At 47.5% G+C, this 25,343-nt stretch carries 25 protein-coding genes; 23 read left to right on the forward strand and 2 right to left on the reverse strand.

What is annotated here, in order from left to right; genetic code table 11:
* Positions 1-2: 2 nt before the first annotated feature.
* The 16 genes from rlmN (at position 3) to H6A13_RS05400 (ending at position 15,405) form a co-directional block, all read left to right on the forward strand.
* Positions 3-1,073, forward strand: coding sequence for a dual-specificity RNA methyltransferase RlmN (rlmN, locus tag H6A13_RS05325; protein WP_204908574.1), 1,071 nt, complete (start codon positions 3-5; stop codon positions 1,071-1,073).
* Positions 1,051-1,794, forward strand: coding sequence for a Stp1/IreP family PP2C-type Ser/Thr phosphatase (locus H6A13_RS05330; protein ID WP_204908575.1), 744 nt, complete (start codon positions 1,051-1,053; stop codon positions 1,792-1,794). Before rlmN ends, H6A13_RS05330 begins: the two co-directional genes overlap by 23 nt.
* The gene (gene pknB / locus H6A13_RS05335) at positions 1,788-3,893 is read left to right on the forward strand and encodes a Stk1 family PASTA domain-containing Ser/Thr kinase (protein WP_204908576.1); all 2,106 of its coding nucleotides are present in this window, start codon (positions 1,788-1,790) and stop codon (positions 3,891-3,893) included. Before H6A13_RS05330 ends, pknB begins: the two co-directional genes overlap by 7 nt.
* Before the next feature lie 3 nt (positions 3,894-3,896).
* On the forward strand, positions 3,897-4,775 hold the full coding sequence (gene rsgA, locus H6A13_RS05340; RefSeq protein ID WP_204908577.1) for a ribosome small subunit-dependent GTPase A: 879 nt from the start codon (positions 3,897-3,899) through the stop codon (positions 4,773-4,775).
* 1 nt (position 4,776) lies between these two features.
* Positions 4,777-5,439, forward strand: coding sequence for a ribulose-phosphate 3-epimerase (gene rpe / locus H6A13_RS05345; protein ID WP_204908578.1), 663 nt, complete (start codon positions 4,777-4,779; stop codon positions 5,437-5,439).
* Positions 5,432-6,097, forward strand: coding sequence for a thiamine diphosphokinase (locus tag H6A13_RS05350; RefSeq protein WP_204908579.1), 666 nt, complete (start codon positions 5,432-5,434; stop codon positions 6,095-6,097). Before rpe ends, H6A13_RS05350 begins: the two co-directional genes overlap by 8 nt.
* 31 nt (positions 6,098-6,128) lie before the next feature.
* A complete protein-coding gene (gene ychF, locus H6A13_RS05355; protein ID WP_204908580.1) occupies positions 6,129-7,229 on the forward strand; it encodes a redox-regulated ATPase YchF in 1,101 nt (366 codons plus the stop codon).
* Between the two features lie 39 nt (positions 7,230-7,268).
* Positions 7,269-8,129 carry a prolipoprotein diacylglyceryl transferase gene (lgt, locus tag H6A13_RS05360; protein WP_204908581.1) on the forward strand — a complete coding sequence of 287 codons (861 nt, stop codon included), beginning with the start codon at positions 7,269-7,271 and terminating at the stop codon, positions 8,127-8,129.
* Positions 8,119-9,297, forward strand: a complete 1,179-nt coding sequence (gene nagA, locus H6A13_RS05365) for an N-acetylglucosamine-6-phosphate deacetylase (protein WP_204908582.1) — start codon at positions 8,119-8,121, stop codon at positions 9,295-9,297. Before lgt ends, nagA begins: the two co-directional genes overlap by 11 nt.
* A 36-nt stretch (positions 9,298-9,333) precedes the next feature.
* A complete protein-coding gene (locus H6A13_RS05370; RefSeq protein ID WP_204908583.1) occupies positions 9,334-10,050 on the forward strand; it encodes a DUF5714 domain-containing protein in 717 nt (238 codons plus the stop codon).
* Positions 10,051-10,678: 628 nt separating this feature from the next.
* Positions 10,679-11,290 (forward strand): DUF3267 domain-containing protein, encoded by a 612-nt coding sequence (locus H6A13_RS05375; protein WP_204908584.1) that lies wholly within the window; start codon positions 10,679-10,681, stop codon positions 11,288-11,290.
* 40 nt (positions 11,291-11,330) lie between these two features.
* Entirely contained in the window at positions 11,331-12,554 is a 1,224-nt protein-coding gene (gene tyrS, locus H6A13_RS05380) for a tyrosine--tRNA ligase (protein ID WP_204908585.1), read from the forward strand.
* 164 nt (positions 12,555-12,718) lie between these two features.
* Positions 12,719-13,243: a zinc ribbon domain-containing protein gene (locus tag H6A13_RS05385; RefSeq protein ID WP_204908586.1), complete on the forward strand. Its 525-nt coding sequence runs from the start codon at positions 12,719-12,721 to the stop codon at positions 13,241-13,243.
* Positions 13,244-13,271: 28 nt separating this feature from the next.
* Entirely contained in the window at positions 13,272-14,006 is a 735-nt protein-coding gene (locus tag H6A13_RS05390; protein ID WP_204908587.1) for a zinc-ribbon domain-containing protein, read from the forward strand.
* Positions 14,007-14,053: 47 nt separating this feature from the next.
* The gene (locus tag H6A13_RS05395; protein WP_204908588.1) at positions 14,054-14,833 is read left to right on the forward strand and encodes a zinc ribbon domain-containing protein; all 780 of its coding nucleotides are present in this window, start codon (positions 14,054-14,056) and stop codon (positions 14,831-14,833) included.
* A 50-nt stretch (positions 14,834-14,883) separates the two neighbouring features.
* Positions 14,884-15,405, forward strand: coding sequence for a flavin reductase family protein (locus H6A13_RS05400; protein WP_204908589.1), 522 nt, complete (start codon positions 14,884-14,886; stop codon positions 15,403-15,405).
* 51 nt (positions 15,406-15,456) lie between these two features.
* Here the strand turns inward: H6A13_RS05400 and H6A13_RS05405 are convergent, their stop codons facing one another.
* Together H6A13_RS05405 and H6A13_RS05410 are read right to left on the reverse strand one after the other, a co-directional pair.
* On the reverse strand, positions 15,457-16,764 hold the full coding sequence (locus H6A13_RS05405; protein ID WP_204908590.1) for an alpha-amylase family glycosyl hydrolase: 1,308 nt from the start codon (positions 16,762-16,764) through the stop codon (positions 15,457-15,459).
* A 66-nt stretch (positions 16,765-16,830) separates the two neighbouring features.
* Positions 16,831-18,192, reverse strand: coding sequence for an MATE family efflux transporter (locus H6A13_RS05410; RefSeq protein WP_204908591.1), 1,362 nt, complete (start codon positions 18,190-18,192; stop codon positions 16,831-16,833).
* 278 nt (positions 18,193-18,470) lie between these two features.
* Here H6A13_RS05410 and rplM point away from each other — a divergent pair, with 278 nt between their 5' ends.
* From rplM to H6A13_RS05445, 7 genes are all read left to right on the forward strand, one after another.
* Positions 18,471-18,899 carry a 50S ribosomal protein L13 gene (gene rplM / locus H6A13_RS05415; RefSeq protein WP_204908592.1) on the forward strand — a complete coding sequence of 143 codons (429 nt, stop codon included), beginning with the start codon at positions 18,471-18,473 and terminating at the stop codon, positions 18,897-18,899.
* 27 nt (positions 18,900-18,926) lie between these two features.
* Positions 18,927-19,319 (forward strand): 30S ribosomal protein S9, encoded by a 393-nt coding sequence (rpsI, locus tag H6A13_RS05420; RefSeq protein ID WP_204908593.1) that lies wholly within the window; start codon positions 18,927-18,929, stop codon positions 19,317-19,319.
* A 193-nt stretch (positions 19,320-19,512) separates the two neighbouring features.
* On the forward strand, positions 19,513-20,499 hold the full coding sequence (locus H6A13_RS05425; RefSeq protein ID WP_204908594.1) for a hypothetical protein: 987 nt from the start codon (positions 19,513-19,515) through the stop codon (positions 20,497-20,499).
* Between the two features lie 469 nt (positions 20,500-20,968).
* On the forward strand, positions 20,969-21,145 hold the full coding sequence (locus tag H6A13_RS05430; protein WP_204908595.1) for a hypothetical protein: 177 nt from the start codon (positions 20,969-20,971) through the stop codon (positions 21,143-21,145).
* 292 nt (positions 21,146-21,437) lie between these two features.
* A complete protein-coding gene (locus tag H6A13_RS05435) occupies positions 21,438-23,450 on the forward strand; it encodes an AAA family ATPase (RefSeq protein ID WP_204908596.1) in 2,013 nt (670 codons plus the stop codon).
* Between the two features lie 22 nt (positions 23,451-23,472).
* On the forward strand, positions 23,473-23,847 hold the full coding sequence (locus tag H6A13_RS05440; RefSeq protein WP_243424733.1) for a DNA-damage-inducible protein D: 375 nt from the start codon (positions 23,473-23,475) through the stop codon (positions 23,845-23,847).
* A 71-nt stretch (positions 23,848-23,918) separates the two neighbouring features.
* The gene (locus H6A13_RS05445) at positions 23,919-24,989 is read left to right on the forward strand and encodes a hypothetical protein (protein ID WP_204908597.1); all 1,071 of its coding nucleotides are present in this window, start codon (positions 23,919-23,921) and stop codon (positions 24,987-24,989) included.
* Positions 24,990-25,343: the final 354 nt, after the last annotated feature.

Raw genomic sequence — 25,343 nt, forward strand, 5'->3', positions numbered from 1 at the left:
CCATGTATAAAGAGGATATCTGTTCCTTTGATTATGAAGAAATACAGGAAGAAATGAAGAAGATCGGAGAAAAGGCTTTCCGCGGCAGGCAGATCTATGAATGGCTGCATGTAAAGCTGGCGGATGACTTTTCCCAGATGACCAATCTGTCAAAGGCCTTAAGAGAAAAGCTTTCAGAGCATTACCGGATCCCGCGGATGCTGGTGGCGGCTCATCAGATTTCCAGAAAAGATCCGACGGAAAAATTTTTATTTGAGCTGGAAGACGGCAATATGATCGAGAGCGTCCTGATGAAATATGAATATGGCAATTCGGTCTGCATCTCTTCCCAGGCCGGCTGCCGGATGGGCTGCCGGTTCTGCGCCTCTACCATTGGAGGATTAAAAAGGAATCTGGCAGTTTCAGAAATGCTCCGCCAGATCTATCAGGTACAAAAACTCAGCGGCGAGCGGGTATCCAATATTGTGGTAATGGGAACCGGCGAACCTCTGGATAATTATGAGAATTTTGTAAAATTCATACATATGATCAGTGACGAACATGGCCTTCACATCAGCCAGAGGAGCATTACAGCCTCTACCTGCGGCATTGTTCCGAAAATGCATGCACTTGCAGAGGAAAACCTGCAGATCACGCTGGCTCTTTCCCTGCACGGTTCCAGCCAGGAAAAGAGGCAGAAGCTGATGCCGGTGGCAAACCGCTACGAGCTTTCGGAGGTGCTGGCTGCCTGCGATCACTATTTTGAAAAGACCGGACGCCGGGTTACCTTTGAGTACAGCCTGGTAAAAGGCGTCAATGACCAGGCAGAAGACGTGCGGGAACTGACGGCCCTTTTGAAGCACCGGAACTGTCACGTGAATCTCATTCCGGTGAACCCGATCAAGGAGAGAGATTACCAGAGACCTGCGGCTGAAAATGCCCTGGATTTTAAAAATAAACTTGAAAAAAACGGAATTAATGTTACTATAAGAAGGGAAAGAGGCTCTGATATTGACGGGGCCTGTGGACAGCTGCGCAGAAGATACGCAGCAGATCATGAAGGAGAAACAGATGAAATTATATGCAATGACTGACGTGGGGAGAAAGCGTGAGGTCAATCAGGATTACGTATATGTGACAGACCAGCCGGTGGGACCTTTCCCGAATTTTCTTGCAGTAGCAGACGGGATGGGCGGACATAAGGCCGGAGATTTCGCGTCAAAATATACGGTAAATACGGTGCTGGAAGAACTGGAAAAAACGCCGCTTGACAAGCCGGAAGAGATCCTGCGCAATATTGTCGGCATTGCGAATCATAAGCTGATCGAAGTGGCGGCCACGGATGTAAAGCTGGAAGGCATGGGTACCACGCTGGTGGCAGGTACGGTTATAGGAAATACGCTGTACTTTGCCAATGTGGGTGACAGCCGGCTCTATCTGATCAATGAAAAGATCCGGCAGATATCCAAAGACCATTCCCTGGTAGAAGAGATGGTGCGTCTGGGAGGCATCAAGGCAGAAGAAGCCAAGAACCATCCGGACAAAAACATCATTACACGGGCTATTGGCGTGAAGGAAGACGTAGAAGCAGACATTTATGAATACCGGCTGAAGAAGGGCGACGTGATCCTCATGTGTACCGACGGACTGAGCAATATGGTGGAAGACGAAGATATGTTTGACATTGTCAAAGGTTCCAGGGACGTGGTAGAAGCTGTGGAGATGCTGATCGAGAAAGCAAACAGTAATGGCGGAAGAGATAATATAGGGGTTGTATTGGCGGAACCGCTTTCAGATGAGGTGAGTGTATGGTAAAAGACGGTATTGTACTGGGAAAACGATATGAAGTACTGAGTAAGGTTGGAGCAGGCGGCATGGCCGATGTTTATAAGGGCAGGGACCGGATGCTGAACCGTTATGTGGCGATCAAGGTACTGAAAAAAGAGTACCGGGAGGACGAGAGTTTTGTGCGGAAATTCCGTTCCGAAGCACAGGCTGCGGCAGGACTTCTGCATCCCAATATCGTAAATGTATATGACGTAGGAGAAGACAGGGGCCTGTACTACATGGTCATGGAACTGGTAGACGGCATTACCCTGAAAGAATATATTGAAAAGAAAGGCAGGCTGACCCACAAAGAAGTGATCAGCATTGCCATTCAGATGTGCGCCGGTATCGGCGCGGCTCACGCGGCAGGGATCATCCACCGGGATATCAAGCCGCAGAATATCATTATTTCCAAAGAAGGAAAGGTGAAGGTGACGGACTTTGGAATCGCAAAGGCCGTTACTTCGAATACTATCAGCACCAATGCCATGGGGTCTGTCCACTATACGTCCCCGGAGCAGGCAAGGGGCGGATACAGCGACCAGAAGAGTGATATTTATTCGATCGGAATCACGCTCTATGAGATGGTGACCGGACAGGTGCCCTTTGACGGGGATTCTACCGTATCCGTGGCGATCAAACATCTTCAGGAGGAGATCACCCCTCCGTCAGAACTGGCAGAGGATCTCCCGTACAGTCTTGAGCAGATCATATTAAAATGTACCCAGAAAAACTCTGAGAGACGTTATCCGAATACGGAGGAACTGATCAAGGACCTGAAGCGTTCCCTGGTAGATCCGGACGGGGATTTCGTTGTGATCCCGCCGCTTGGAAACGCTGATACCGTCATCATTACCGATGAGGAACTGGACGAGATCCAGAATTCCTACGACGGGGATGAGGATGACGATTATGAGTACGACCGGGATTATGATGAAGACGATGAAGATGAGGACGACGAGGATTACGACGGCGAGGACTATGACGAGGATGAAGACTATGACGTGCCCGGAAAGCGGGGCAAAGGGTCTGACGAAGTCAATCCCCGGATGAAGAAGCTGACCCGGATCCTGACGATCGTGGTGGCGGTCATCATCGCATTTATTGTGATGTTTGCGATCGGCCGGGCTGCAGGTATCTTTAAGATCGGACCGGGGATCAAGCCGGATCCGGAAGATGGCAAGGTAGAAGTGCCCAATGTGGTGGGCATGACCGAGGAGAAGGCAAAAGAGACTCTGAATGACGAAGGACTGGGATTCAAGGTTGTCGCCAGAGAAGAGTCGAAAAAATATGAGGAAGGCCGGGTGACCGAGCAGCGGACAAAGGCTGGAGAAAAAGTGGCGAAAAACACGACCATTGAGGTAGTGGTGAGTTCCAAACTGGTGGGAGAGACCATCAAAGTTCCGGACGTCAGCGGCAGAGATGAAGCGGAAGCCCAGAAGATCCTGGAAGACGCCGGATTTAAGAAGATATCTTCGGAATTTACTTATGATGACAGCGTGCCCAGCGGCCAGGTGATCAAGACTACGCCGGAGGCCAATGCAGAGGCGACGGAAGATACAGAGATCGTGATGCAGGTCAGCAAGGGTGCAGAGAAGAAGACCGTGCCCAATGTGGTGGGACAAAAAGATGCAGACGCCCAGAATGCGATCAACAGCGCAGGCTTAAGCGTGGGTACCGTGACCTATGATTACAGTGATACGGTTGCTCAGGGAATCGTGATTTCCCAGAGCGTGGATGGCGGAAAGAAAGTGGATGCCGGAACCACAGTGAATCTGGTGATCAGTAACGGACCGGAGCCGGCAGCCAAGGTAAGCGTTCCGCCGGTGACCGGTTCTTCGGAAAGTACGGCAAGGCAGCTGTTAAGGAGCGCGGGCTTAAATGTCGGAAATGTGACTTACCAGCACAGCAATTCTGTGGCAGCAGGTAACGTGATCAGCTGCAGCCCGGGCGTGGGAAGCAGTGTAGACGAGGGAACCACGGTGAGCCTGGTGATCAGTACCGGACCGCAGCAGGTAGCGCCGGATCCGGACCCGGGAACAGGTCCTGGAACCGGTGGGGAAGAACCAGAGGGAGAAACGGACTGATCGATGAATGGAAAGATAATAAAAGGGATTGCCGGATTCTACTACGTTGACGTAGTAGAATCCGGTGTTTATGAGTGTAAAGCCAAGGGTGCGTTCCGCCGGGAGAAGGTGAAACCTCTGGTGGGCGACAATGTAGAGATCGAGGTTCTGGATGAAAAAGACAGGGAGGGGAATATTACGAAGATCCTTCCGAGAAAGAACGAACTGATCCGCCCGGCGGCGGCTAATGTGGATCAGGCTCTGGTCGTATTTGCGGTGGCAAAGCCGGATCCTCATTTTCATCTTCTGGACCGTTTTCTGGTCATGATGGAAAAGGCAGAGATCCCGGTGGTTCTCTGTTTTAATAAAGAGGATCTTGGAACAGAGGAACAGATCCAAAATCTGCAGGAAATATACCGGGACTGCGGGTGCAGGCTGGTGTTTTCCAGCGCCCGGGAAGAAAAGAATATCGCCGGGATCCGGAAACTTCTGGAGGGGAAGACAACCGTGATCGCAGGCCCGTCCGGCGTGGGGAAATCCTCTCTGATCAACCGACTGACGCCGGAGGCCAACATGGAGACCGGGGCGATCAGTAAGAAGATCGAGAGGGGAAGGCATACCACCCGGCATGCGGAATTATTTTCCCTGGGAGACCATTCTTACATTATGGATACACCGGGATTCAGTTCTTTATACGTTACAGATATAGAAAAAGAGGAATTGAAATATTATTTTCCGGAATTTGCCCCTTACGAGGGAAGATGCAGGTTCCAGGGATGTGATCATATCCATGAGCCGGACTGCGCGGTGAAGCAGGCGGCAGAAGAAGGAAAGATCCATCCTTCCAGATATCAGAACTATGTGGCTTTTTACGAGGAATTAAAGGGACAAAGGAGGTATTAGCATGGACTATATACTGGCTCCATCCATCCTTTCCGCAGATTTTAAGGAACTGGGAAAGGAAATGAAGAAGACAGAAGAAGGGGGAGCAAAGTATTTGCATTTTGATGTGATGGACGGCATGTTTGTTCCCAACATTTCTTTTGGGATCCCGGTGCTGGCGTCTATTCGCGGCGCAACAGAGCAGGTGATGGATGTGCATCTGATGATCCGCGAGCCCATCCGCTATGTGGAAGATTTTAAGAAGGCAGGGGCAGATATCATTACCGTGCATCTGGAAGCCTGTGAAGACGTACACGCAACGCTTGGGAAGATCCGGGACGCAGGACTGCGCTGCGGACTGTCCATCTGTCCGGAGACAGATGTGGAGGAACTGGCGCCATACCTGGAGGAGATTGACATGGCGCTGATCATGAGCGTGCATCCAGGCTTTGGAGGCCAGTCGTTCATACCGGAATCTCTGGAGAAGATCCGTAAGACCAGAAAGATGGCAGAAGAAAGGGGCCTTGATCTGGATATTCAGGTAGACGGCGGCATCGGGATGTCCAACATCCGGGAAGTGCTGGACGCGGGAGCCAATGTCATTGTTATCGGCTCCGGAGTATTTAAAGGGGATGCAGGGGAGAATACCAGAGGATATATGGAGATTATGAAAAGTTATGAGTAAGAGAATTGTGATCGTATCCGGCGGAAAGCTGGAAGAAAAAGTCTGTCTTCCTCTTCTGGAAGGCCAGGAGGAAGGGTATGTCATCGGCGTGGATAAAGGCGTGGAATTTCTCTACGATCATCAGATCATGCCGGATTATATCGTGGGGGATTTTGACAGTGTAAAGCAGGAGATCGTAGATTACTACCGTAATGAGACGCATGTGGGGATCCGGGAGTTTAATCCGGTAAAAGATGCGTCTGACACAGAGATCGCCATCCGTCTGGCCATGACTCTGGGCGGCACAGATCTGGTGATCCTGGGAGCTACCGGGGGACGGATCGACCATCTGTGGGCCAATGTCCAGTGCCTGACCATTCCCTTTAAAGCCGGGGTTCACGCAGAGATCCTGGACAGCCAGAACCGGATTACCCTCATTGGAGAAGGAGAGACACATCTGAAAAAGACAGAGGCATACGGCCCGTATTTCTCCGTATTTCCACTGGGAGAAGAGGTCTTTGGATTCAATATGGAAGGCGCGAAATATCCGCTGGAGAACCATGTGCTGACACCGTATGACAGCCTGTGCGTCAGCAATGAGATTGCCGGAGACGAGGTGGTGATCACGTTTTCAGCGGGGATTGTGATCCTGATGGAGACCAGGGATAAAGAAGACTAAAGAATCATTGACAGAGGAGAGAAATTGATACATGAAATTAGGAATTGTGGGACTTCCCAACGTAGGAAAAAGTACATTATTTAACTCACTGACAAAGGCTGGCGCGGAGTCAGCCAATTATCCGTTCTGTACCATCGACCCTAACGTGGGTGTGGTAACCGTGCCGGATGAGCGGCTGAATGTGCTGGGCGAGATGTATCACACCAGGAAGATCATCCCGGCAGCCATTGAATTTGTAGATATTGCCGGACTGGTAAAGGGCGCTTCCAAAGGAGAGGGACTGGGAAACCAGTTCCTGGCCAACATCCGTGAGGTGGACGCCATCGTCCATGTGGTCCGTTGTTTTGAGGACAGTAATATTGTCCATGTGGATGGAAGCATCAATCCGCTGCGGGATATCGAGACCATTAATCTGGAACTGATTTTCTCGGATCTGGAGATCCTGGAGCGCCGGATCGCCAAGACCACCAAGGTGGCAAGAAATGATAAGACGGCGGCCAAGGAGTTAAAGCTTCTGGAGAAGATCAAGGCACATCTGGAAGAGAGCAGGATGGCAAAAACATTTGAGGGAACTGAGGATGAAGAAGAGGAAGAATGGCTGAAAAGCTACAATCTTCTGACCTATAAACCAGTGATCTATGCTGCCAATGTGGCGGAGGATGATCTGGCGGACGACGGGGCTTCCAATCCGGGAGTGCAGGCTGTGCGTGAGTACGCGGCCGGGGAGCAGAGCGAGGTATTTGTGGTCTGCGCTCAGATCGAGCAGGAGATCGCCGAGCTGGATGAAGATGAAAAGAAAATGTTCCTGGAAGATCTGGGATTATCCGAGTCAGGTCTTGAGAAACTGATCAAGGCAAGTTACCGGATCCTGGGACTGATCAGTTATCTGACGGCAGGAGAGCCGGAAGTGCGCGCCTGGACGATCACCAAGGGGACCAAAGCGCCTCAGGCGGCCGGAAAAATCCACAGTGATTTCGAGCGGGGCTTTATCCGTGCCGAGGTGGTTTCCTATGATGATCTGATCGCCTGCGGAAGCCATAATGCGGCAAAGGAAAAGGGCCTGATCCGCCTGGAAGGAAAGGATTATGTGGTAAAGGACGGCGATATTATGCTGTTCCGGTTCAATGTGTAAGCATTGTCCGGCTGACAAAGAGGACGGGAGCAACTGACCATGCATACATTTATTGATTTCCCGCATCTGGGCATCCACCTGGAAAATGTGGGAAAAACCATTACTTTATTTGGAATTGACATCGCATACTATGGGATTACCATTGCCATCGGCATGCTGGCCGGTATTTTCGTTGCCACGCAGGTGGCGAAACGGACCGGACAGAAGCAGGATGATTACGTGGATCTGGCGATTTTCGGCATCATTTTCGGCGTGATCGGCGCCCGCATTTATTTTGTCATCTTCAGCTGGGACATGTATAAAGATAACCTGCTGGAAATCTTCAATACCCGGCACGGCGGACTGGCTATTTACGGCGGAGTGATCGCGGCGGTGATCACCGTATTTGTGGTGGCTCATGTGAAAAAGATTCCGGTGGGCCTGATGCTGGATACCGGTGGCTGCGGACTGATCACAGGCCAGATGATCGGCAGATGGGGCAATTTTTTTAACCGGGAGGCCTTTGGCGAGTATACAGACGGCCTCTTTGCCATGCGGCTTCCGCTGGATGCGGTCCGGAGCGGGGATGTAACAGAGAAAATGCGGGAACACATGGAAACGATCGACGGAGTATCCTGCATCCAGGTGTCCCCCACATTTTTATACGAATCGGTCTGGTGTCTGCTGGTGCTGATCCTGCTGCTTGTTTATACCAGACACAAGAAATTTAATGGAGAAGTTTTTTTGATCTATCTTGCCGGATATGGGGCAGGAAGGTTCTGGATCGAATCCCTCAGGACCGATCAGCTTCTGCTCCCGGGGACTGCGATCCCGGTGTCCCAGCTGCTGGCAGGTGTGCTGGTCATCGTATCGGTGTTGTGGATCATTTGGGGAAGAAGGAGACAAAAACATGATCATTAAGAACGCAAAGGTATTTTTGGAAAACCAGACATTTGAAGAGGGAGAGATCCGGGTCCGGGACGGCCGCATTGAAGAAGTACGTGCCGGGAAAATGAGAGGCGAAGGATTTCTGGCTCTTCCGGGGGAAGAAGTGATCGACTGCCAGGGCGCTTATGCGATCCCCGGCCTGATCGATCTGCATTTCCATGGATGTATGGGAGATGATTTCTGCGACGGAACAAAAGATGCGATCCGAAGGATTGCCGAGTATGAGGCTTCTGTCGGTGTGACGGCCATTGCACCGGCCACCATGACGCTTCCGGTGGAGGAACTGGAGGCGATCCTGCGGACAGCGGCAGAGTACCGGGAAGAGGCCGGGAAAGAAGAAACGGGCGCGGGAGCGGACCTGGTAGGCGTCAACATGGAGGGGCCTTTTATCAGCAAGGTGAAAAAAGGAGCCCAGGATGAGAGAAATATCCTGCCCTGCGACGTGGAAGTAGCCCGCCGTTTTCTGGAGGCGTCAAAAGGCCTGGTGAAGTTTATCGGGATCGCGCCGGAAGAAAGCGAAAATGCCATTGCATTTATAGAGGAAATGAAGGATCGGGTACACATTTCCCTTGCACATACCAATGCAGCGTATGACCGCGCAAAGGAGGCTTTTGACGCCGGAGCGAGTCATGCAGTGCATCTTTATAACGCCATGCCTGCATTTACCCATCGGGCGCCCGGCGTGGTGGGAGCTGTGGCGGACAGCCCCTCTGTTATGGCGGAACTGATCTGCGACGGCGTGCATATCCATCCGGCGGTGGTAAGAGGAACCTTCCAGATGCTGGGGGCGGACCGGATGATCCTGATCAGTGACAGCATGCGCGCCACCGGTATGCCGGATGGCAGATATACGCTGGGAGGCCTGGATGTGGACGTGAAAGGAAACAGGGCGGTGCTGGTAAGCGACGGAGCGCTGGCAGGGTCGGCCACGAACCTGATGGACTGTATGCGCACGGCTGTGAAGAAAATGGGGATACCGCTGGAGACGGCAGTGGCCTGCGCTTCCATCAATCCGGCAAAGAGCCTGGGAGTGGAAGCAGAAAGAGGTTCCCTTGCAGAAGGGAAAAAAGCAGATATCGTGCTTCTTGATGAAGAACTGGAACTCAAGAGCGTGATCAAAGACGGAAGGGTCATCCGCTAGATTCGGACATGCAAAACCAAAAAGGAGGCCATTCTAATGCGGCGAGGAGAAGGAGCCTGTCTGGTATGCGGGGCAGAACTTACGTATTACCAGGAAGCAAAAGAAATGACATGCGTTTTTTGCGGTAAAAAGGAAATGAGCCACGCATCCTGCAAAGAAGGGCACTATGTCTGCGATTCCTGCCATGCAGAAAAAGGAATCGAAGCCATTATGCGGGAGTGCGGCGTTACCGCATCGAAAAATCCCATAGAGATCATGCAGAAGATCATGGAAGACCCGTATATATACATGCACGGTCCGGAGCACCATGTCATGGCCGGAGCGGCGCTTCTGGCCGCTTATCATAACTGCGGCGGCAAGCTGGATCTTCCGGCCGCATTGCAGGAAATGAAAGAGCGGGGCAGTCAGGTGCCAGGCGGCGTGTGCGGATTCTGGGGATGCTGCGGCGCAGGCATCAGCACCGGCATATACATGAGTATCATCACCAAAGCCACGCCGCTGAGCGGAAAATCCTGGGGGTTGTCCAACTGCATGACCGCCAGGGCGCTGCAGGCCATCGGCGAGATCGGCGGGCCAAGATGCTGCAAACGGGATACGTTCACTGCGGTCAAAGAAGCAGTACAGATGACAAAAGAAAAAATGGGCATAGAAATGGAACTGCCGGAACACATAGAATGTGGATTCTATGTGGAAAACCAGCAGTGTCTGAAAAACAGATGCCCATATCATCCAAAGGGGACGGGGGATTTCTGAAAATCCCCCGTCCCCTTTGGATGATATGGGTCATTATTCCCCGAAATGTGGACAACTTATGTGGATAAGATGTGGAAAAGCCGGCTTTAACAAAATTGGGGGACGGGGGTTTTCTGGAAAACCCCCGTCCCCCAATTTTGGGGTTGACATTTATCCCCAAATAGGATAGGATTTCAATCAGACAAGGAAATATGTGAAAGGCTTGGAAGGGAACAAGTAATATCCGGAACACCCGTACAGAAAGCAGCCGGCAGATGAGAGGCGCACGAAGGAACCGTATATGAATACGTCCTGGAGCCTCACACCGAACACCGTCCCATATTAGGGAGGGGGAGTAGGCTGTGACGGAGTGGCACGCGTTAAAGTGCCAGGCTGTGAACGTGGGTCAGGTATGGAGATCAGATATGAAGATCAGATGCATGGATTGGATACGGGAGCAGCCGGATGAGGCCGATGTCGCAAGGTTTCGGTGAAGCAAGGTGGTACCGCGGAAATGTAGATTCGCCCTTACTGTGAAAGCAGTAAGGGTTTTTTTATTTCACAGGGAATTGTTTTTCTGTGAAATAAAAAATGCTCTGCGAGGATCACGCTGTGGCGGCGCAGTGTTCCGGGAAAAAGGAGGGAGATCATGGCGAAGGAAAGAAAAACGAGCAAAACGAAGCAGATGCTCATTGACAACTACGAAAAGCAGAAGGCGGAGTTTGTGCGAAAAGGATACCGGGAATCTTCGGAAGTGTTTTCTGTGGCAAAAGCAAATATTATGGTGTTTGTGACATCTTTTCCTATCGCGCTGATTTTGATCCTGCTTTGGATTTTGGCGGACCGGGGACCGATCTGGACAAAAGATCTTAACTATGTGCTGGTACTGGCGCTGTTTCTGGTGACGGCCTACATCCACGAAGTGCTGCATGGTGTGGGCTGGTGCCTGGGAACAAAGAAAAAATGGAAGAGCATATATATCGGCATGATGTGGTCGAGCCTGACTCCGTATTGCCACTGCAAGGAGCCTCTGGAGCCGGGGAAATATCTGATTGGCTGTCTGCTACCAGGGACCCTTCTGGGACTTGGCATTTACCTGGCGGCTTTTCTGACCGGAAGTAATGTCCTGCTGTGGCTCAGCCTTCTGAATGTGCTGGGCGCAGGGGGCGACCTGCTGATCGCATGGTACGCCCGCCGCTACCGGACGGGCTATGTGCTAGATCATCCGACGGAATGTGGGTTTCTCATATTTCAGAAGTAAAAAATGAAAATAAATTCAGAAATAAAAAGGAGAGAAGAACATGGGAATTTATGAAGAATTACAGGCAAGAGGGCTGATCGCCCAGGTGACGGACGAGGAAGAGATCCGCGAGCTGATCAACAATGGAAAGGCTACTTTTTACATCGGATTTGACCCGACGGCGGACAGTCTCCATGTAGGACATTTCATGGCGCTGTGTCTGATGAAGAGGCTGCAGGAGGCCGGCAATAAGCCGATCGCCCTGATCGGTGGCGGCACCGGTTATATTGGGGATCCGTCCGGAAGAACGGATATGCGTTCCATGATGACGCCGGAGCAGATCCAGCACAACTGCGACTGCTTCAAAAAACAGATGAGCCGGTTTATTGATTTTTCCGATGACAAAGCGCTGATGGTAAATAATGCCGACTGGCTGCTGGATCTGAACTACATCGATTTTCTGCGGGAAGTGGGACCGCACTTCAGCGTTAACCGCATGCTGGCCGCAGAATGCTACAAGCAGCGGATGGAACGTGGCTTAAGTTTCCTGGAATTTAACTACATGATCATGCAGAGTTTTGATTTTTACATGCTGTACCAGAAATACGGCTGTAACCTGCAGTTTGGCGGGGACGACCAGTGGAGCAACATGCTGGGCGGCACAGAACTGATCCGCCGGAAACTCGGCAAAAATGCCTGCGCCATGACCATTACACTGCTCTTGAATTCTGAAGGCAAGAAGATGGGCAAGACCCAGAGCGGCGCTGTGTGGCTGGATCCGGAGAAGACTTCTCCTTTCGAGTTCTACCAGTACTGGAGAAATGTGGCGGATGCAGACGTCCTGAAATGTATCCGTATGCTGACCTTCCTTCCGCTGGAAGAGATCAACAAGATGGATTCCTGGGAAGGCGCGCAGCTTAACACGGCAAAGGAAATCCTTGCATTTGAACTGACCAAGCTGGTACACGGCGAAGAGGAAGCGAAAAAGGCCCAGGAGTCTGCCAGAGCCTTATTCAGCCAGGGAGCTGCGGCCGAAATGCCGACCACAGAGCTTACGGAAGCGGATCTTGAGAATGGAAATATTGACATTCTGACACTTCTTGTGAAGGCCGGGCTGGTTCCGTCCAAATCCGAAGCAAGGCGTGCGGTACAGCAGGGCGGCGTTGCCATGGACGGCGAGAAGGTGACAGATATCCACGCGCAGTTTGCAGGAGAAGACTTTGGCGGCGAAGGCGCGGTCCTGAAAAAAGGAAAGAAAAGTTTTCGGAAGATCGTGATGAAATAAGCAGAAATGTTAGCATTCATCAGATAAAGAAACGGAGATGCCCCATGACAGAATATGTCGCGGGGCATTTCTTTTACCGTTTGTTAAAATTAGAAAAATTATGCGTCCTTTTCGGGAAAATATGCTAAAATAAAATAACTAGATTTTTTCGGGAGGTGCGAAGGATGGAAGGATTAGAAAGTATGACCCCTTTGGAGTCGGAAAAGAAAGATCTGATGGCCAGATTAGGAGAAATTTATTATAAAAAATGTAAAGAAAGCGGCAATGTGACAGCAGAAGAAGCGGAGATCCTTGAAAAAATCGCCAGACTGGATCAGGAGATGCCAGGTGAAGATACGGAGTATCAGGGAAGCGTGTGCCCCGGCTGCGGCGCGCCTGTAGAACCGGACCAGGTGTTTTGTGTGAACTGCGGGATCCGGCTGGTGGAAGATGATGCGGTGACAGAGATGCACCTGGAAAGCGATACACCGAAGCCTGGAAATGTCTGCCCTCATTGCGGCGCGCCGGTAAATGACGATCAGGATTTCTGTATCATGTGCGGGACACGCCTGGGGCAGCCTGGGCAGCAGGCAGGCGGCGGACAGGCCCAGCCGGAAGCTGCGAATGTTCCGAAGCGGTGTCCCGGCTGCGGAAAGATCCTTCCGCCGGAGATGCATTTTTGCACAGCCTGCGGAACCAGGGTGGATTGATAAATAGCATATAAAGGAGAGAACCAGGATGTATTGTACTCATTGTGGACAAGAATTGATAGAAGGCGGAAAGTTTTGCCCCAGATGCGGCGCGCCGGTGGACGGGAACGGGTTTGAGGCTTCGGAAGGCCCGCAGGCAGAGCCGGGGGTAGAGCCCGGAGAAAACCTCGGAGAAAAACCCGGAGGAAACCCACAGGCAGGATTCGGAGCCCCGGGGCCAGGATATCCCGGTGCGGCAGTCAGAAAAAAGACTTCCCCGGCAGTGATCGCGGTGATCGTCGCAGTAATCGTTTTTCTGGCGATTTGCTCCGTCCTGGCAGTCTGGCTTTTGTTTTTCCGGAACACCTATAAAACGCCGATTAAAAATATGGTGAAGGTGATTGAGGAACAGGACGGCGAGGCGGCAATGGATCTGATCCCGGAGCAGTATCTGACAGTAGCCCGGACAATGACCGGCCTGGACGAGGACGCGATGGAGGAAATGCTGGAAGCGAGCCTTGGAACAGTGCTGGAAGGATATGAAGGAAAAATCAAAATAGACTATGAGATTGGAGACGCCAGAGATCTGACAGATTTTGAGATCCAGAATCTGGAGAGCGGATATTTTGGATTTCTGGGCGAAATCGAAGCTGCAAAGGAAGTTGAATTTTCTGCGGAGATTTTTGTGGACGGAGAAGAAGTAGAGGAAATTGCCGATGATACGACGCTTACAGTGATCAGACTGGATGGAAAATGGTATCTGGATCCGTCCATGCTCTTTTAGGCGGCAGGCGGCAGAAGCCAAAGAAGATGAAAAAGGAGAGGATATCTATGATTTGTCCTAACTGTGGATTTGAAAATGAAAAGGATTCCCGGTTTTGCGGGAACTGCGGCGCCCGGCTGCCGGAAAAAAAGTCGAAAACCCCTTTGATCATCGCGCTTGTGATCGTGTTTGTCATTCTGGCAGCAGCCGTGATCGGATATTTTGCCTATGATTTCCTTTCTGACGATAAGGAAGAAGTGCGTCAGGAGGAGCAGCAGCCAGACACCGGGGAAGCGGAGGAAGAGGCTGCCGGCGAAATAGAAGGCGAGGTACAGGATGAAGAGTCCAGGGAAGAAGGATGGCAGATCACCAATGTGGCGGCGCCGGCGTCTACCGGATCTGCCCGTGAACTTTCTGTGGCACAGGCCATGGCCACTTCTGTGATCGATCAGCAGGGATATGATAACAGCGCAGACATGGTTCTGGATGGAAAAGACGAGACATCCTGGCAGGAGGGTGTGTCCGGAGATGGCATCGGAGAGGGGATTTCCCTGTATTTTGATCAGGAATATGAAGTCAAATACATTGCGCTGAAGCTTGGAAACTGGAGATCGGATGATTATTACGCGCAGAATAACCGCCCGGAAACACTGAAGATTACCATGGGCGGGCAGAGTGCGGAACTCTCATTTGCAGATTTGAAACAAGAACAGTGGATCGCAGTTGACGGGGACTGCAATACCTCAGAAATAAAATTTGAGATTGTTTCGGTTTATCATGGCAGCAATCCGGACTGGGACGATACCTGTATCGCAGAGATCAGCGTCTATGGAGAGGAAGAAATGTGATAAAAACACATCAGTTAAAATATGTCAGAAAAGAACAGGAGGAGATAACAATGACATTTCATGAAACAGACATTCACACCTTATCATTTAACCCCTTTGACAAGATCAGCAAGCAGTGGATGCTGATCACCGCAGGAGACAGAAACGGTTCCAACACCATGACAGCAAGCTGGGGCGGGGTTGGCATCATGTGGGGGAAACCGGTGGCAACCGCTTATATCCGGCCCCAGAGGTATACAAAAGAATTTGTAGACGACAACGAGTATTTTACCCTTTCCTTCCTGCCGGAAGAACAGAGGAAAGCATTAAATATCTGCGGTTCCGTGTCCGGAAGAGATGTGGAAGACAAATGGAAAGAAGCCGGGCTGCATCCCTGCTATCTGAATGAGGGAACGCCGGATGAAGTGGCGGCAGTGGAAGAGGCGGAAATGGTCTTCGAGTGCCGGAAACTGTATGCACAGGAGATGCTTCCGGAATGTTTTATCGATACAGAATGCGATACAAAATGGTATCCAACTAAAGATTATCACACAATGTACATTGCAGAAATTGTGAAAGTGTGGATAAAATAGGTTTAAATGTTAAATGGGGACGGGGGATTTTCAAAAATCCCCCGTCCCCATTTAGAATTGTAAATATTGTATACTGTATGCCGGCATTTCCAGTGTGCCGTTCAGTGTCAGTGTTTCTCCGCTTATCAGCTCAGCGGCTGTGCCGCTCAAGTCACCGTGGCAGGCGGTATAGGCGGCATCAGAAGCATTAATGGCTGCAAATACTTTTTCGTTTTCTGTTACGCGTTCAAAGATAAGCTGGTGGTTGGTCAGCACGACATTCCGGTAGGAACCGTTGCACAAGGCGTCGCTGTTCTGGCGGATGCGGATCAGTTTTTTGATGAGATCTGTCAAATCGCTGGGCTTCGGTTCTTCGAAACAGGGGCGGAGAGCGTAATCATTTCCGGGAGCTTTTTCCCCGGGTTCGCCCCACTCGCTTCCGTAGTAAATGCAGGGAATGCCCGGCATGGCCATCAGAAGCCCGTAAGTCAGCGGCAGGTGCTTTTTGTTCGTCAGAATGCTGGCAATTCTCGTTACGTCATGGTTGTCCACAAAGTTCATCAGATGCTTGCCGCGATAGAGACACCAGGGCTCGGAGCCGTACTGGCGCTGCAGGGAATGTGCGATCTCAAACATATTCATGGAATTGAAGCTGGAATAGATTCCCTTATAGCACTCATAATTTGTGCAGCTGTGGAGCATCTCATCGTTGACAATCCGGTTGTAGTCGCCAAACAGCACTTCTCCGATCAGGGCAAAGTCAGGCTTCAGCTGCATGGTAAAGGAACGCAGGCGGCGCATAAATTCCGGTTCCAGACTGTAGGCCACATCCAGCCGCAATCCGTCAATGTCAAAGGTATCCACCCAGAATTTTACACACTCCAGAAGATAGTCTACAACCGCCGGATTTTTCAGGTTCAGTTTTACCAGTTCAAAATGGCCTTCCCAGCCCTCGTACCAGAAGCCGTCGTTGTAGCCGTTGTTTCCGTCAAAGTTGATCCAGAACCAGTCTTTGTATGGGGAGTCCCATTTCTTTTCCAGTACATCCTGAAATGCCCAGAATCCCCGGCCTACATGGTTAAAAACTCCGTCGAGTACGATTTTGACATGGTGGCTGTGAAGATCCTGGCAGACCTGGGCGAAATCCTCGTTCGTACCCAGACGGCAGTCGATTTTTTTGAAATCTCTGGTGTCATATCCGTGGTTGTCGGATTCAAATACCGGATTCAGAAGGATGGAATCGATGCCAAGGTTCTCCAGATATCCGCTCCAGTCCATAAGCTTGCGGATCCGCGGCTCGCAAACCCCATCGTTGTGAACCGGGGCGCCACAGAAGCCGATAGGATAAATCTGATAAAAAATACTATTAAAAGCCCACATGAATGAAAGCCTCTCTTTCCATTTTATTTTCCATTTTTTTCATTTTAATATAGAAAAGGATCCGGGTCAAAAAGTTTTCTGTTGTCCCGGTAATTCTTTCTTGAGAAAGATCAAAAACCAGCACAGCAGAATGATTCCTTTGAAAATGCTGGAAATGGTGATGCTCCACCAGATCCCGTTTAGTCCGAGAGCCGTCTGTACCAGCACCAGCGCCAGCGGAATGCGGATGGCGGTAAACACGATGCTTACAACAGATGGCGGCACGGTTTTTCCAAAACCGGCGAAAGCCCCGGCAGTCGTGATCTCTACACTCATAAATAGCTGAGAGACGCCAAGAATCACCAGATAGTCCACGCCCATGGGCAGAACGTCTGCCTCGGTGATAAAGACACGGAAAATAGGCGCCGGGCATACGATCAAAAGGAAGGTGCAGAACAGACCCCAGAGCAGCACAATGATCATGGCGCTGCGGTAACCTTTGCGGATCCGTCCGGGATTGCCTGCCCCGTGATTCTGGGCGATAAAGGAATTGACGGCTGCAGCGAATCCATCGGCGGTCATCCAGGAAATGGATTCGATCTGGGAGCCTACTTTCTGGACAGCCACGGCGGCGTCTCCATATCCTGCTACCATGCGGGCAATGATCATGGAAATGCCGGTAAACAGCATATTTTGCAGGCAGGACGGCACGCCGATCCGGACGATGGATCTGACAGCATCGAATTTTGGCCTGGAAAAGAACCGTACATGACAGAACAAAAGGTCATCCTGCATAGCGAAAATCAGAAACATGCAGGTGACGATCATCTGGGCAAATACGGTGGCAATGGCGGCGCCCATGACTTTTAGTTCCGGAAACGGACCGATACCAAAGATCAGAACCGGATCCATGAAAAAGTTGATCACCAGTCCGCTTGTAGTGGCAAGGAAAGCCGCCCGGCTGTTGCCAATGGCTGTGAACAGTCCGGTAAATGTCTGGTTTAAAAAAGAAAAGAAGACCAGACCACAGGTGATCTGAAGATAGATCCGTGCATCTGCGATGACCTGCGGACTATTTAATTTGAAGAAATCGATCAGCGGAACGGAAAAAAGGATGCAGATCAGTCCAAAAAGGAGACCGGTAAATGCGGCGAGCTGGAGAGCTCCGGTGGCATATCCGGCAGCTTCTTTTGGATCGCCTGCGCCCAGAGAATGACCGGTATTGACCTGCCCGCCCATTTTGGAAAGCACTGCAAGCCCGTTGGAGAGCCACATGTACATGCCGGCCGCGCCCACTGCGGCTACCGCGTTGCTTCCCAGTCTTCCGATCCAGATCATGTCCGTCAGGTTGTACGCCATCTGGATCAGCGAGGTGGCCATGATCGGAACCGCAAGCCGGGTCAGAGAAGATAAAACCGGGCCGTGAAGAAGATCGATATGTTTTTTCATTGGTAATTCCCCCAGGATGTGTTATCATAGAGTCTGCGGTCTTGTAAAAGTACAAAACCATGCAGAAAAAAGTATAACATAATCCGGGTGAGAAATACAGACAGCAAATCCGAAAAAACCGTAGAAATTTCCATAAAAACGGTTGACACGCCAGGATGCGTATAATATAATAATGCAGTATGACAAAAGGAGAAACAGTGAGAAACCAAAGCCCCGGAGTCTTGCTGATTTCAATAAAATGACCAAGTGAAATGTTTATATTTACAGGAGGGAACCCAATGAAAACTTATATGGCAAATCCAGATAAGATTGAAAGAAAATGGTATGTAGTTGACGCTTCGGGATATACATTAGGACGCCTGGCATCTGAAGTGGCTAAGGTATTAAGAGGAAAGAACAAACCGGAATTTACACCGCACATTGATACAGGTGATTATGTGATCGTTGTAAATGCAGAGAAAGTTGCTGTAACAGGCAAGAAGATGAATCAGAAGATCTACTATCGTCACTCTGACTATGTAGGAGGAATGAAAGAGACTACACTGGCAGAGATGATGGCCAAGAAGCCGGAGAGAGTGATCGAACTTGCTGTAAAGGGAATGCTTCCGAAGGGACCTTTGGGAAGAGCTATGATCAAGAAGCTTCACGTATATGCTGGTCCGGATCATGAGCAGCAGGCTCAGAAGCCGGTAGAGCTTAAGTTTTAAGGAAAGGTTTGAAAGGAGGATATTACAGTGGCTAACGCAAGATTTTACGGAACAGGCAGAAGAAAAAAATCAGTAGCAAGAGTATATTTAGTACCGGGAACCGGTAAGATTACAATAAATAAGAGAGATATCGATGAGTATCTCGGACTGGAGACATTAAAGGTTGTTGTTCGTCAGCCTCTGGTAGCTACAGAGACAGAGGGCAAATTTGATGTGATCGTTAACGTAAAAGGTGGCGGTTACACAGGACAGGCCGGAGCGATCCGTCATGGTATCGCAAGAGCGCTGCTTGAGGCAGACGCTGATTACAGGCCGGTGCTTAAGAAAGCAGGATTCCTGACACGTGATCCGAGAATGAAAGAGCGTAAGAAGTACGGTCTCAAAGCAGCCCGTAGAGCTCCGCAGTTCAGCAAGCGTTAATCGGGATTACCCAAGAGATAACCGAACAGTTATTGAAATTGCAGGCAAACCCTGGAAACATCACGTTTCCGGGGTTTTTCTTTTCGCCCTGGAAACGCGGTGGAACGGGGGAAAACCGGGTGAAAATCATCGGATTAGCAGCGCGTTTGTAACACGTTTGCAACAAAAATATCTTTACTCAAGAGTCCTGTTTATGGCGTCAATCAGGATCCGTACAGAGGATATGAAATATTTCTATACGGATCTGATCAATGAACTGGTGCAGGATCCGGCGGAGAAACTGAAGGTGTTTGATAAGAACAGTCCGTATCTTCCCACCAGAAAGATCGGGAAAAATAATCCAAAAGCAGAGGAGATACGGATCGATAATTTTCTCCGGCAGGAGTGGAACAACATGGTAGACCGGGCGATAGTGGAAGGTGTGACCGAAGAGGAACTGCGCTTTGCAAAGAAAAAAGAGATCACAGATCCGGCGGCAGAATTCATCCGAAGGTCAGGGTGGAAACCGGAGATTTTCCGGACAATCCTGCAAAAGGCGATTGGAAAGTTGCGAGGCTTTATCCAATATATCAAAGAACTCCGGAATGCAGAATATGACGAGAATGGACAGCCAATATTTCACCGTGACCTGAAATTTGATGTGACGCCGACGCCGCTGCCGGAGATTGCAAAAGGGAAAAGACCATCTTCAGCAGCGCAGGAAGCAGAAGTAATGAGGCTGGATAACATTCTGCAGAAGATGAAGAAAGCAGAGCAGAGGATCTATGCTGTCGAGAAAGTTCTGATCCGGCTGGAGAAAGAACGGCAGAATATTGACGGGAAATGGTTTCACGGAAAAGAAAAGAAGGAGCTGGATCAGAAGATTGCCGGAAAACAGCAGGAACTGAAAAAAGCGAAGGCTACACTCGCCGGAATACCTGGACTGCATGGATATGAAAATGCGCTGGCAGTGAAAAAAGCATATACAGCTGCAACAAAGGAACTGGAAGAAATCCGCAACAGGCAGAAAGAATGGGATCAGAAAAGTGTTCCGGAAAAACAGTATCTGGTGATCCGAAGTAATAAGCCGGAACAGAGGGCAGAGCGGCAAAGTGTACTGGAACAGCTGGATAAAAGGAAAAGGGAGATGGAAAAGAGGCAGCGAACAAAGAAACGGGGATATGACAGAGATTGTCTGTAAAAAAAATAGCAGTTGAAATAGAACGGATGTTCTGATAAAATCAAATCAGGCACTGCCAGAGAACGGTAGGCGGTTAGTCCTTCGACAGAGGGACTGAACCCTCTGATTACATAGAAATCTCTGCAAAGAGAAATCTTGGAAAGGAGGGCGAACTTATGAGTGATTTCGAAATGCTCTCCATCGTTTTGATGATACTTGGTATTGTCGTTACAATCTTGATAGCGTATATAGATCACACAAAAAAGTAACCGCCCCTCAGCCAAAGTGTGCGGTTACTTTTTTGTAACTAATTCATTTTTGGACTAACCGCTTATCGGTAGTGCCTATTTCTATATTTATATTAGCAAAGAGAGGAGAGAATGTCAAATTATTTAAGAGTAAAGGTTAGTAAAGCTAGGAATTGAAGGAATCTATAAGATTTGATACAATGATAATATTATGAAAAGTGTAGTAGGGAGGGGCGGAAATAATGGCAGGATATATTATGACCATCGGAGCAGCAGAATATTTAGAACTTTTTTATGCTGTTGGGAAAAACGGTAAACCAAGAAAAAAACCAAAGAATAAAGCGAGTTCTAAAGCAGAAGGTGAATCCATGGCAAAGAAATATGCTTTGGAAACATGCAATGGAAGAAACATTGAGTAATATTTTTGAGGAAGAAGATAATTAATCATTCCATTCAAAGAATATAGATGCAAAAATTCCAAAACATCAAAAAGATGTATTGAATGATGTTTTAAAGATGTTTTGAGAAATCAGATAATTTAACCTTTGATTTATTTCTTTGAGAAAGCATTAGCTTTTATATATCCCGTACAAAAATCAGGTGACAATTGCAACGGTGTCTGATTATGGTATAAAAGTTTTCTTAGAAATAGTCATTATCGGATGTGTGATTAAAACTGAGCGTAAGATAAATATAAGAAGGTGTTATAAATTGTATATAAAGAAACTGGTTTATGAAAATGTGGGACCAATCGAACGAGTGGATATTATGCCATCTTTTACTGCGGATGGCAATCCCAAACCTATACTTTTAGTGGGGGAAAATGGCACGGGAAAGTCCACGATTCTTTCTAACATTGTTGACGCATTCTATGAGATGGCAGGACAAGCCTATGGAGACGCATGGGAGTCTATTGACAATGGGCATCAATATTATAAATCAATTCGTCCAGCGGATATCCACGTTGGACAAACGAGCATGTTTTCCTGTATTCAGTTTCAGAACAAAAGACAAGAGGATGTATATCTATGTAAATGTGGAGACTTGACAAAAGAAAATATTCAAGAAAAATTAGATGGAATTTTATTAGATAAGCTTTCTTGGAAACAGGAAAATAATTTCAAAGGAACAACAGTAGATAAAGCGAAAGCTGAAAAGATTTTCCGGGAAAATGTTATTTGCTATTTTGGACCTGATCGGTATGAGAAACCTGCGTGGTTGGGAGAAAAATACTATCAAGATACCGACTCGCTACATATAAAAATTAGTGAACGGATAAAGGATAGTCTAGAGAACCGAATAAATGTTAAAAATGTTACGGAAACAAATCTTCAATGGTTATTGGATGTAATTGCTGATTCTCGAGCAGATATTTCCAATAGTAATGGCCTGTCTATAGTACATGTTAGAATGGATGATTTACTTTTGCTGGGTGCAGCAAGAAAAAATCTTGAAACTATTATGAGCAGAATTCTCGGCATAAATGTGTACTTTAGTTTGAATTTTAGAAACGCCAGAGGATCGCGGTTTAGAATTTTGAGGGAAAATGACGATAGCATCGTTGCGCCGTCTCTAGACGCACTTTCCACAGGACAAATTGCAATGTTTAATACATTTGCTACAATCATTCGTTATGCTGATAATAATGATATTAATCAGAGTATTCATCTAGATAGGATTACAGGAATAGTTGTTATTGACGAAATAGAGCTTCATTTGCATACAAATTTGCAAAAAGAAGTTCTGCCCAGTCTGATTCAATTATTTCCTAAGGTGCAGTTTATCATTACACCCCATGCTCCGCTGTTTTTACTGGGGATGGTGGAGACTTTTGGAGAAAATGGTTTCGATGTGTATGAGATGCCCATAGCATCAAAAATCACTGTGGAACGCTTCTCCGAATTCCACAAAGCATTCGAATATCTGCAAGCTACTCAATCCTACCAGTCGGAAGTTGCTGCTGCTGTTAAACGAGCAAGCGGCCAGAAAAAAGTGCTTGTTATCACTGAGGGGTCTACTGATTGGAAGCATATGAAAGCTGCTTATGAAAAATTGAAGTCTGATTCTAATTATTCTGAGATATTTGATGGATTAAATTTTGACTTTCTGGAGTATGAGGAGAAAGAATCCAGTAATAGTTCACCTTATAAAATTAATATGGGCTGCAGTCAATTAGTTGCCTTGTGCGAAAACTATGCAAAATTGCCTCAGACAACCAAATATATATGTATTGCTGACAGGGATGATCAGAAAACAAATAATGCTTTATCTGTAGAGGGGGCTGAATTTAAAGAATGGGGAAATAATGTTTATTCCTTTATCCTTCCACTACCTAAAACTCGTGAAAATACTCCGGCAATCTGTATCGAACACTTGTATAGTGATGCAGAAATTAAAACTGAATACACTGGTTCGGAGGATGGTATTGTAAGGCGTCTCTATATGGGCGGAGAGTTTGACAACCGTGGTGTAGCTGTTGCTATTGATAGATTCTGTGAAAAGAAAAATAAATGTGGACCGGATAGTATTGCAATTATTGAGGGATCCAGCAAGGAACGTGTGACTTGTCTCAATAATGATGATGGAATCAATTATGCATTGCCCAAGTCTCAATTTGCCTCGTTGGTTTTGTCGAAAGCACCACCATTTGATCATTTTGATTTCACCAATTTTCTTCCTATTTTTGAAACAATTAAACATATTATAGAAAAGGAATCGATATAAAAGGTGTGGTGAAAATAGCCTATTGGATTATTTGGGAAGAAATGAGAGGAATGATGTTGTTTGCCACCGTGATGATTATAATATACATAAAAGAAAGAGTCTCGAAATTAGTCAGAAAATTCATGATTATATGGGAAGCACAGAACTTATTGCCAATCTGTTTAGAATATCTCAGACAGAAGAAAAGTTACGAAACGATGAGATTAGTGGTGCCAAAGCTGCAACGGCTACTCATTATATGGTAGGAAAGGAAGTGCGTGGCGCTATTGAAAAGATAGGTGGTACTATGCCGGAAGATTTACCCACACCGGAAAAAAGTATTCAACAAATTGAAAAAGAGCAACTTGCCAGATTAAAAGCAAAAGCTAAGGCAGGAAAGTTGATGCTTGATGAGTAAATTTTTATGGATTAACAGAAAAAATAAACTCAGAAATTCGAGATGTATCGAGGTAATGTAAAGATAAAAAGATGGAAAATTTGGAAAAGATGATTACTGTTCGTATTATGCAAGAAGATGTGGAATCTATTTTTTCTCTTATGAAGACCGAAAGGGATCCTGTATTTGCAATGGAGATTATCCCGTATTATGCATTGTTTATTCAATCTTGCCAAGAATATATGGGAGAAATCTTTATCGAGGGAACTTCTGCGGATAAAGTAAAAGATATACGTAATTTTATTAAAGTATACGGAGAAAGCTTTGGAAAATCAAAGAAAAGAATAGAATTGGTAGATATCGAGCAAGATGAACAGTATAGAGCACAATTAAGATTTGATTTTATGAAAAGTTGGAATATCCATTTGAATCTTGGTACCTATTGGACAGAAGATTATCATGTTGTAGGAAACACTCAGATGCTTGCTGATTTTTTAGGAATTGATGATATATTTAATCCGAAAACAGGAAAATTGCAATTTGAATTGGGGCGGCAAATGGGGTCATTTGTGGCATCAATAAAAGATGGATTTTCGCAAGTTATTGATCCACCAGAGGTAAAAAGATTGCATACAGGGGTATCAATAGATTATTTTTATGACTTGAATACAAATAAGAATGATGAGTTGTTCGTTGATAATTCATCGCAGGTCTTAAATTTGTTTTTTCTTGATTTAGTTTGTAATATGAATTTTGTGAAACATATTTTGAGACCGTTATTTGATGATAGCAATATGTGGGTTTTTCGAGTGGAATATATTGTAACATATTATACTTATCGAGCAATTCAACGGTTAAAAAATTATTGTGACAATAATATTGATCTGTGTATTGATTTGGGAGGGTTTGCAGAGATGCTTAGTTCAGCAAAAAATTTATTCCAGTCTAAGTTTCGGAATTGTATGATGCATTATGGGATTGAAAATCAGGGAGTAATTTCTATAGAAAATGTTGAAAAGCCGTTTTATGGTATTGTTGAAACTTGTTATAATGGAGTGGATTACTATTCTTTTTTGGGTACATTAAGAAGATTATCAGATGAGATGATTGATTTGTTAGAAAAGCGTTTTAATATAGAAAAAATTACATTACAACGCTTATAAAGGAAGCGGTAATGACAACGTTTTTCTTAATAAAAGAAGAGGTGTAATCAATCGTGGTAAGACGCCCAGGGTTTGTAACGTATCTGCAACAACTTTCCGTGTAACCCCTTGATTTTCCAGTGTTTTCGGTTACGCAAACGTTAAGCAAGCGTTAATCGGATACAACAATATACGATCCAGACGCCGCAAGGCGCTGCATGGCCTCCCAGGACATTTGTTCTGGGAGGTTTTTGTATTATTTAAAATAGGTAATTGCGAAACAAGGTCGCAATCCTGATTAAAAATGCGGTAGGAATCCTGCAATGCAGGATTCCTAAGATGAGAAGCAGGTGACATCAAAATTAGACATGACAA

Origin of the sequence: Mordavella massiliensis, from assembly GCF_016902415.1 — a bacterium.
GTDB classification, from domain to species: domain Bacteria; phylum Bacillota; class Clostridia; order Lachnospirales; family Lachnospiraceae; genus Merdimonas; species Merdimonas faecigallinarum.

Coding starts and splice junctions, on each gene's coding strand:
- H6A13_RS05390 (WP_204908587.1), top strand. CDS start 13,272: ATGTATTGTACTCATTGTGGACAAGAATTGATAGAAGGCGGAAAGTTT.
- H6A13_RS05430 (WP_204908595.1), top strand. CDS start 20,969: ATGGCAGGATATATTATGACCATCGGAGCAGCAGAATATTTAGAACTT.
- H6A13_RS05400 (WP_204908589.1), top strand. CDS start 14,884: ATGACATTTCATGAAACAGACATTCACACCTTATCATTTAACCCCTTT.
- H6A13_RS05350 (WP_204908579.1), top strand. CDS start 5,432: ATGAGTAAGAGAATTGTGATCGTATCCGGCGGAAAGCTGGAAGAAAAA.
- nagA (WP_204908582.1), top strand. CDS start 8,119: ATGATCATTAAGAACGCAAAGGTATTTTTGGAAAACCAGACATTTGAA.
- H6A13_RS05375 (WP_204908584.1), top strand. CDS start 10,679: ATGGCGAAGGAAAGAAAAACGAGCAAAACGAAGCAGATGCTCATTGAC.
- H6A13_RS05410 (WP_204908591.1), bottom strand. CDS start 18,192: ATGAAAAAACATATCGATCTTCTTCACGGCCCGGTTTTATCTTCTCTG.
- H6A13_RS05330 (WP_204908575.1), top strand. CDS start 1,051: ATGAAATTATATGCAATGACTGACGTGGGGAGAAAGCGTGAGGTCAAT.
- rsgA (WP_204908577.1), top strand. CDS start 3,897: ATGAATGGAAAGATAATAAAAGGGATTGCCGGATTCTACTACGTTGAC.
- H6A13_RS05385 (WP_204908586.1), top strand. CDS start 12,719: ATGGAAGGATTAGAAAGTATGACCCCTTTGGAGTCGGAAAAGAAAGAT.
- H6A13_RS05370 (WP_204908583.1), top strand. CDS start 9,334: ATGCGGCGAGGAGAAGGAGCCTGTCTGGTATGCGGGGCAGAACTTACG.
- tyrS (WP_204908585.1), top strand. CDS start 11,331: ATGGGAATTTATGAAGAATTACAGGCAAGAGGGCTGATCGCCCAGGTG.
- rplM (WP_204908592.1), top strand. CDS start 18,471: ATGAAAACTTATATGGCAAATCCAGATAAGATTGAAAGAAAATGGTAT.
- rpe (WP_204908578.1), top strand. CDS start 4,777: ATGGACTATATACTGGCTCCATCCATCCTTTCCGCAGATTTTAAGGAA.
- H6A13_RS05425 (WP_204908594.1), top strand. CDS start 19,513: ATGGCGTCAATCAGGATCCGTACAGAGGATATGAAATATTTCTATACG.
- lgt (WP_204908581.1), top strand. CDS start 7,269: ATGCATACATTTATTGATTTCCCGCATCTGGGCATCCACCTGGAAAAT.
- H6A13_RS05405 (WP_204908590.1), bottom strand. CDS start 16,764: ATGTGGGCTTTTAATAGTATTTTTTATCAGATTTATCCTATCGGCTTC.
- rlmN (WP_204908574.1), top strand. CDS start 3: ATGTATAAAGAGGATATCTGTTCCTTTGATTATGAAGAAATACAGGAA.
- pknB (WP_204908576.1), top strand. CDS start 1,788: ATGGTAAAAGACGGTATTGTACTGGGAAAACGATATGAAGTACTGAGT.
- H6A13_RS05445 (WP_204908597.1), top strand. CDS start 23,919: ATGGAAAATTTGGAAAAGATGATTACTGTTCGTATTATGCAAGAAGAT.
- ychF (WP_204908580.1), top strand. CDS start 6,129: ATGAAATTAGGAATTGTGGGACTTCCCAACGTAGGAAAAAGTACATTA.
- H6A13_RS05395 (WP_204908588.1), top strand. CDS start 14,054: ATGATTTGTCCTAACTGTGGATTTGAAAATGAAAAGGATTCCCGGTTT.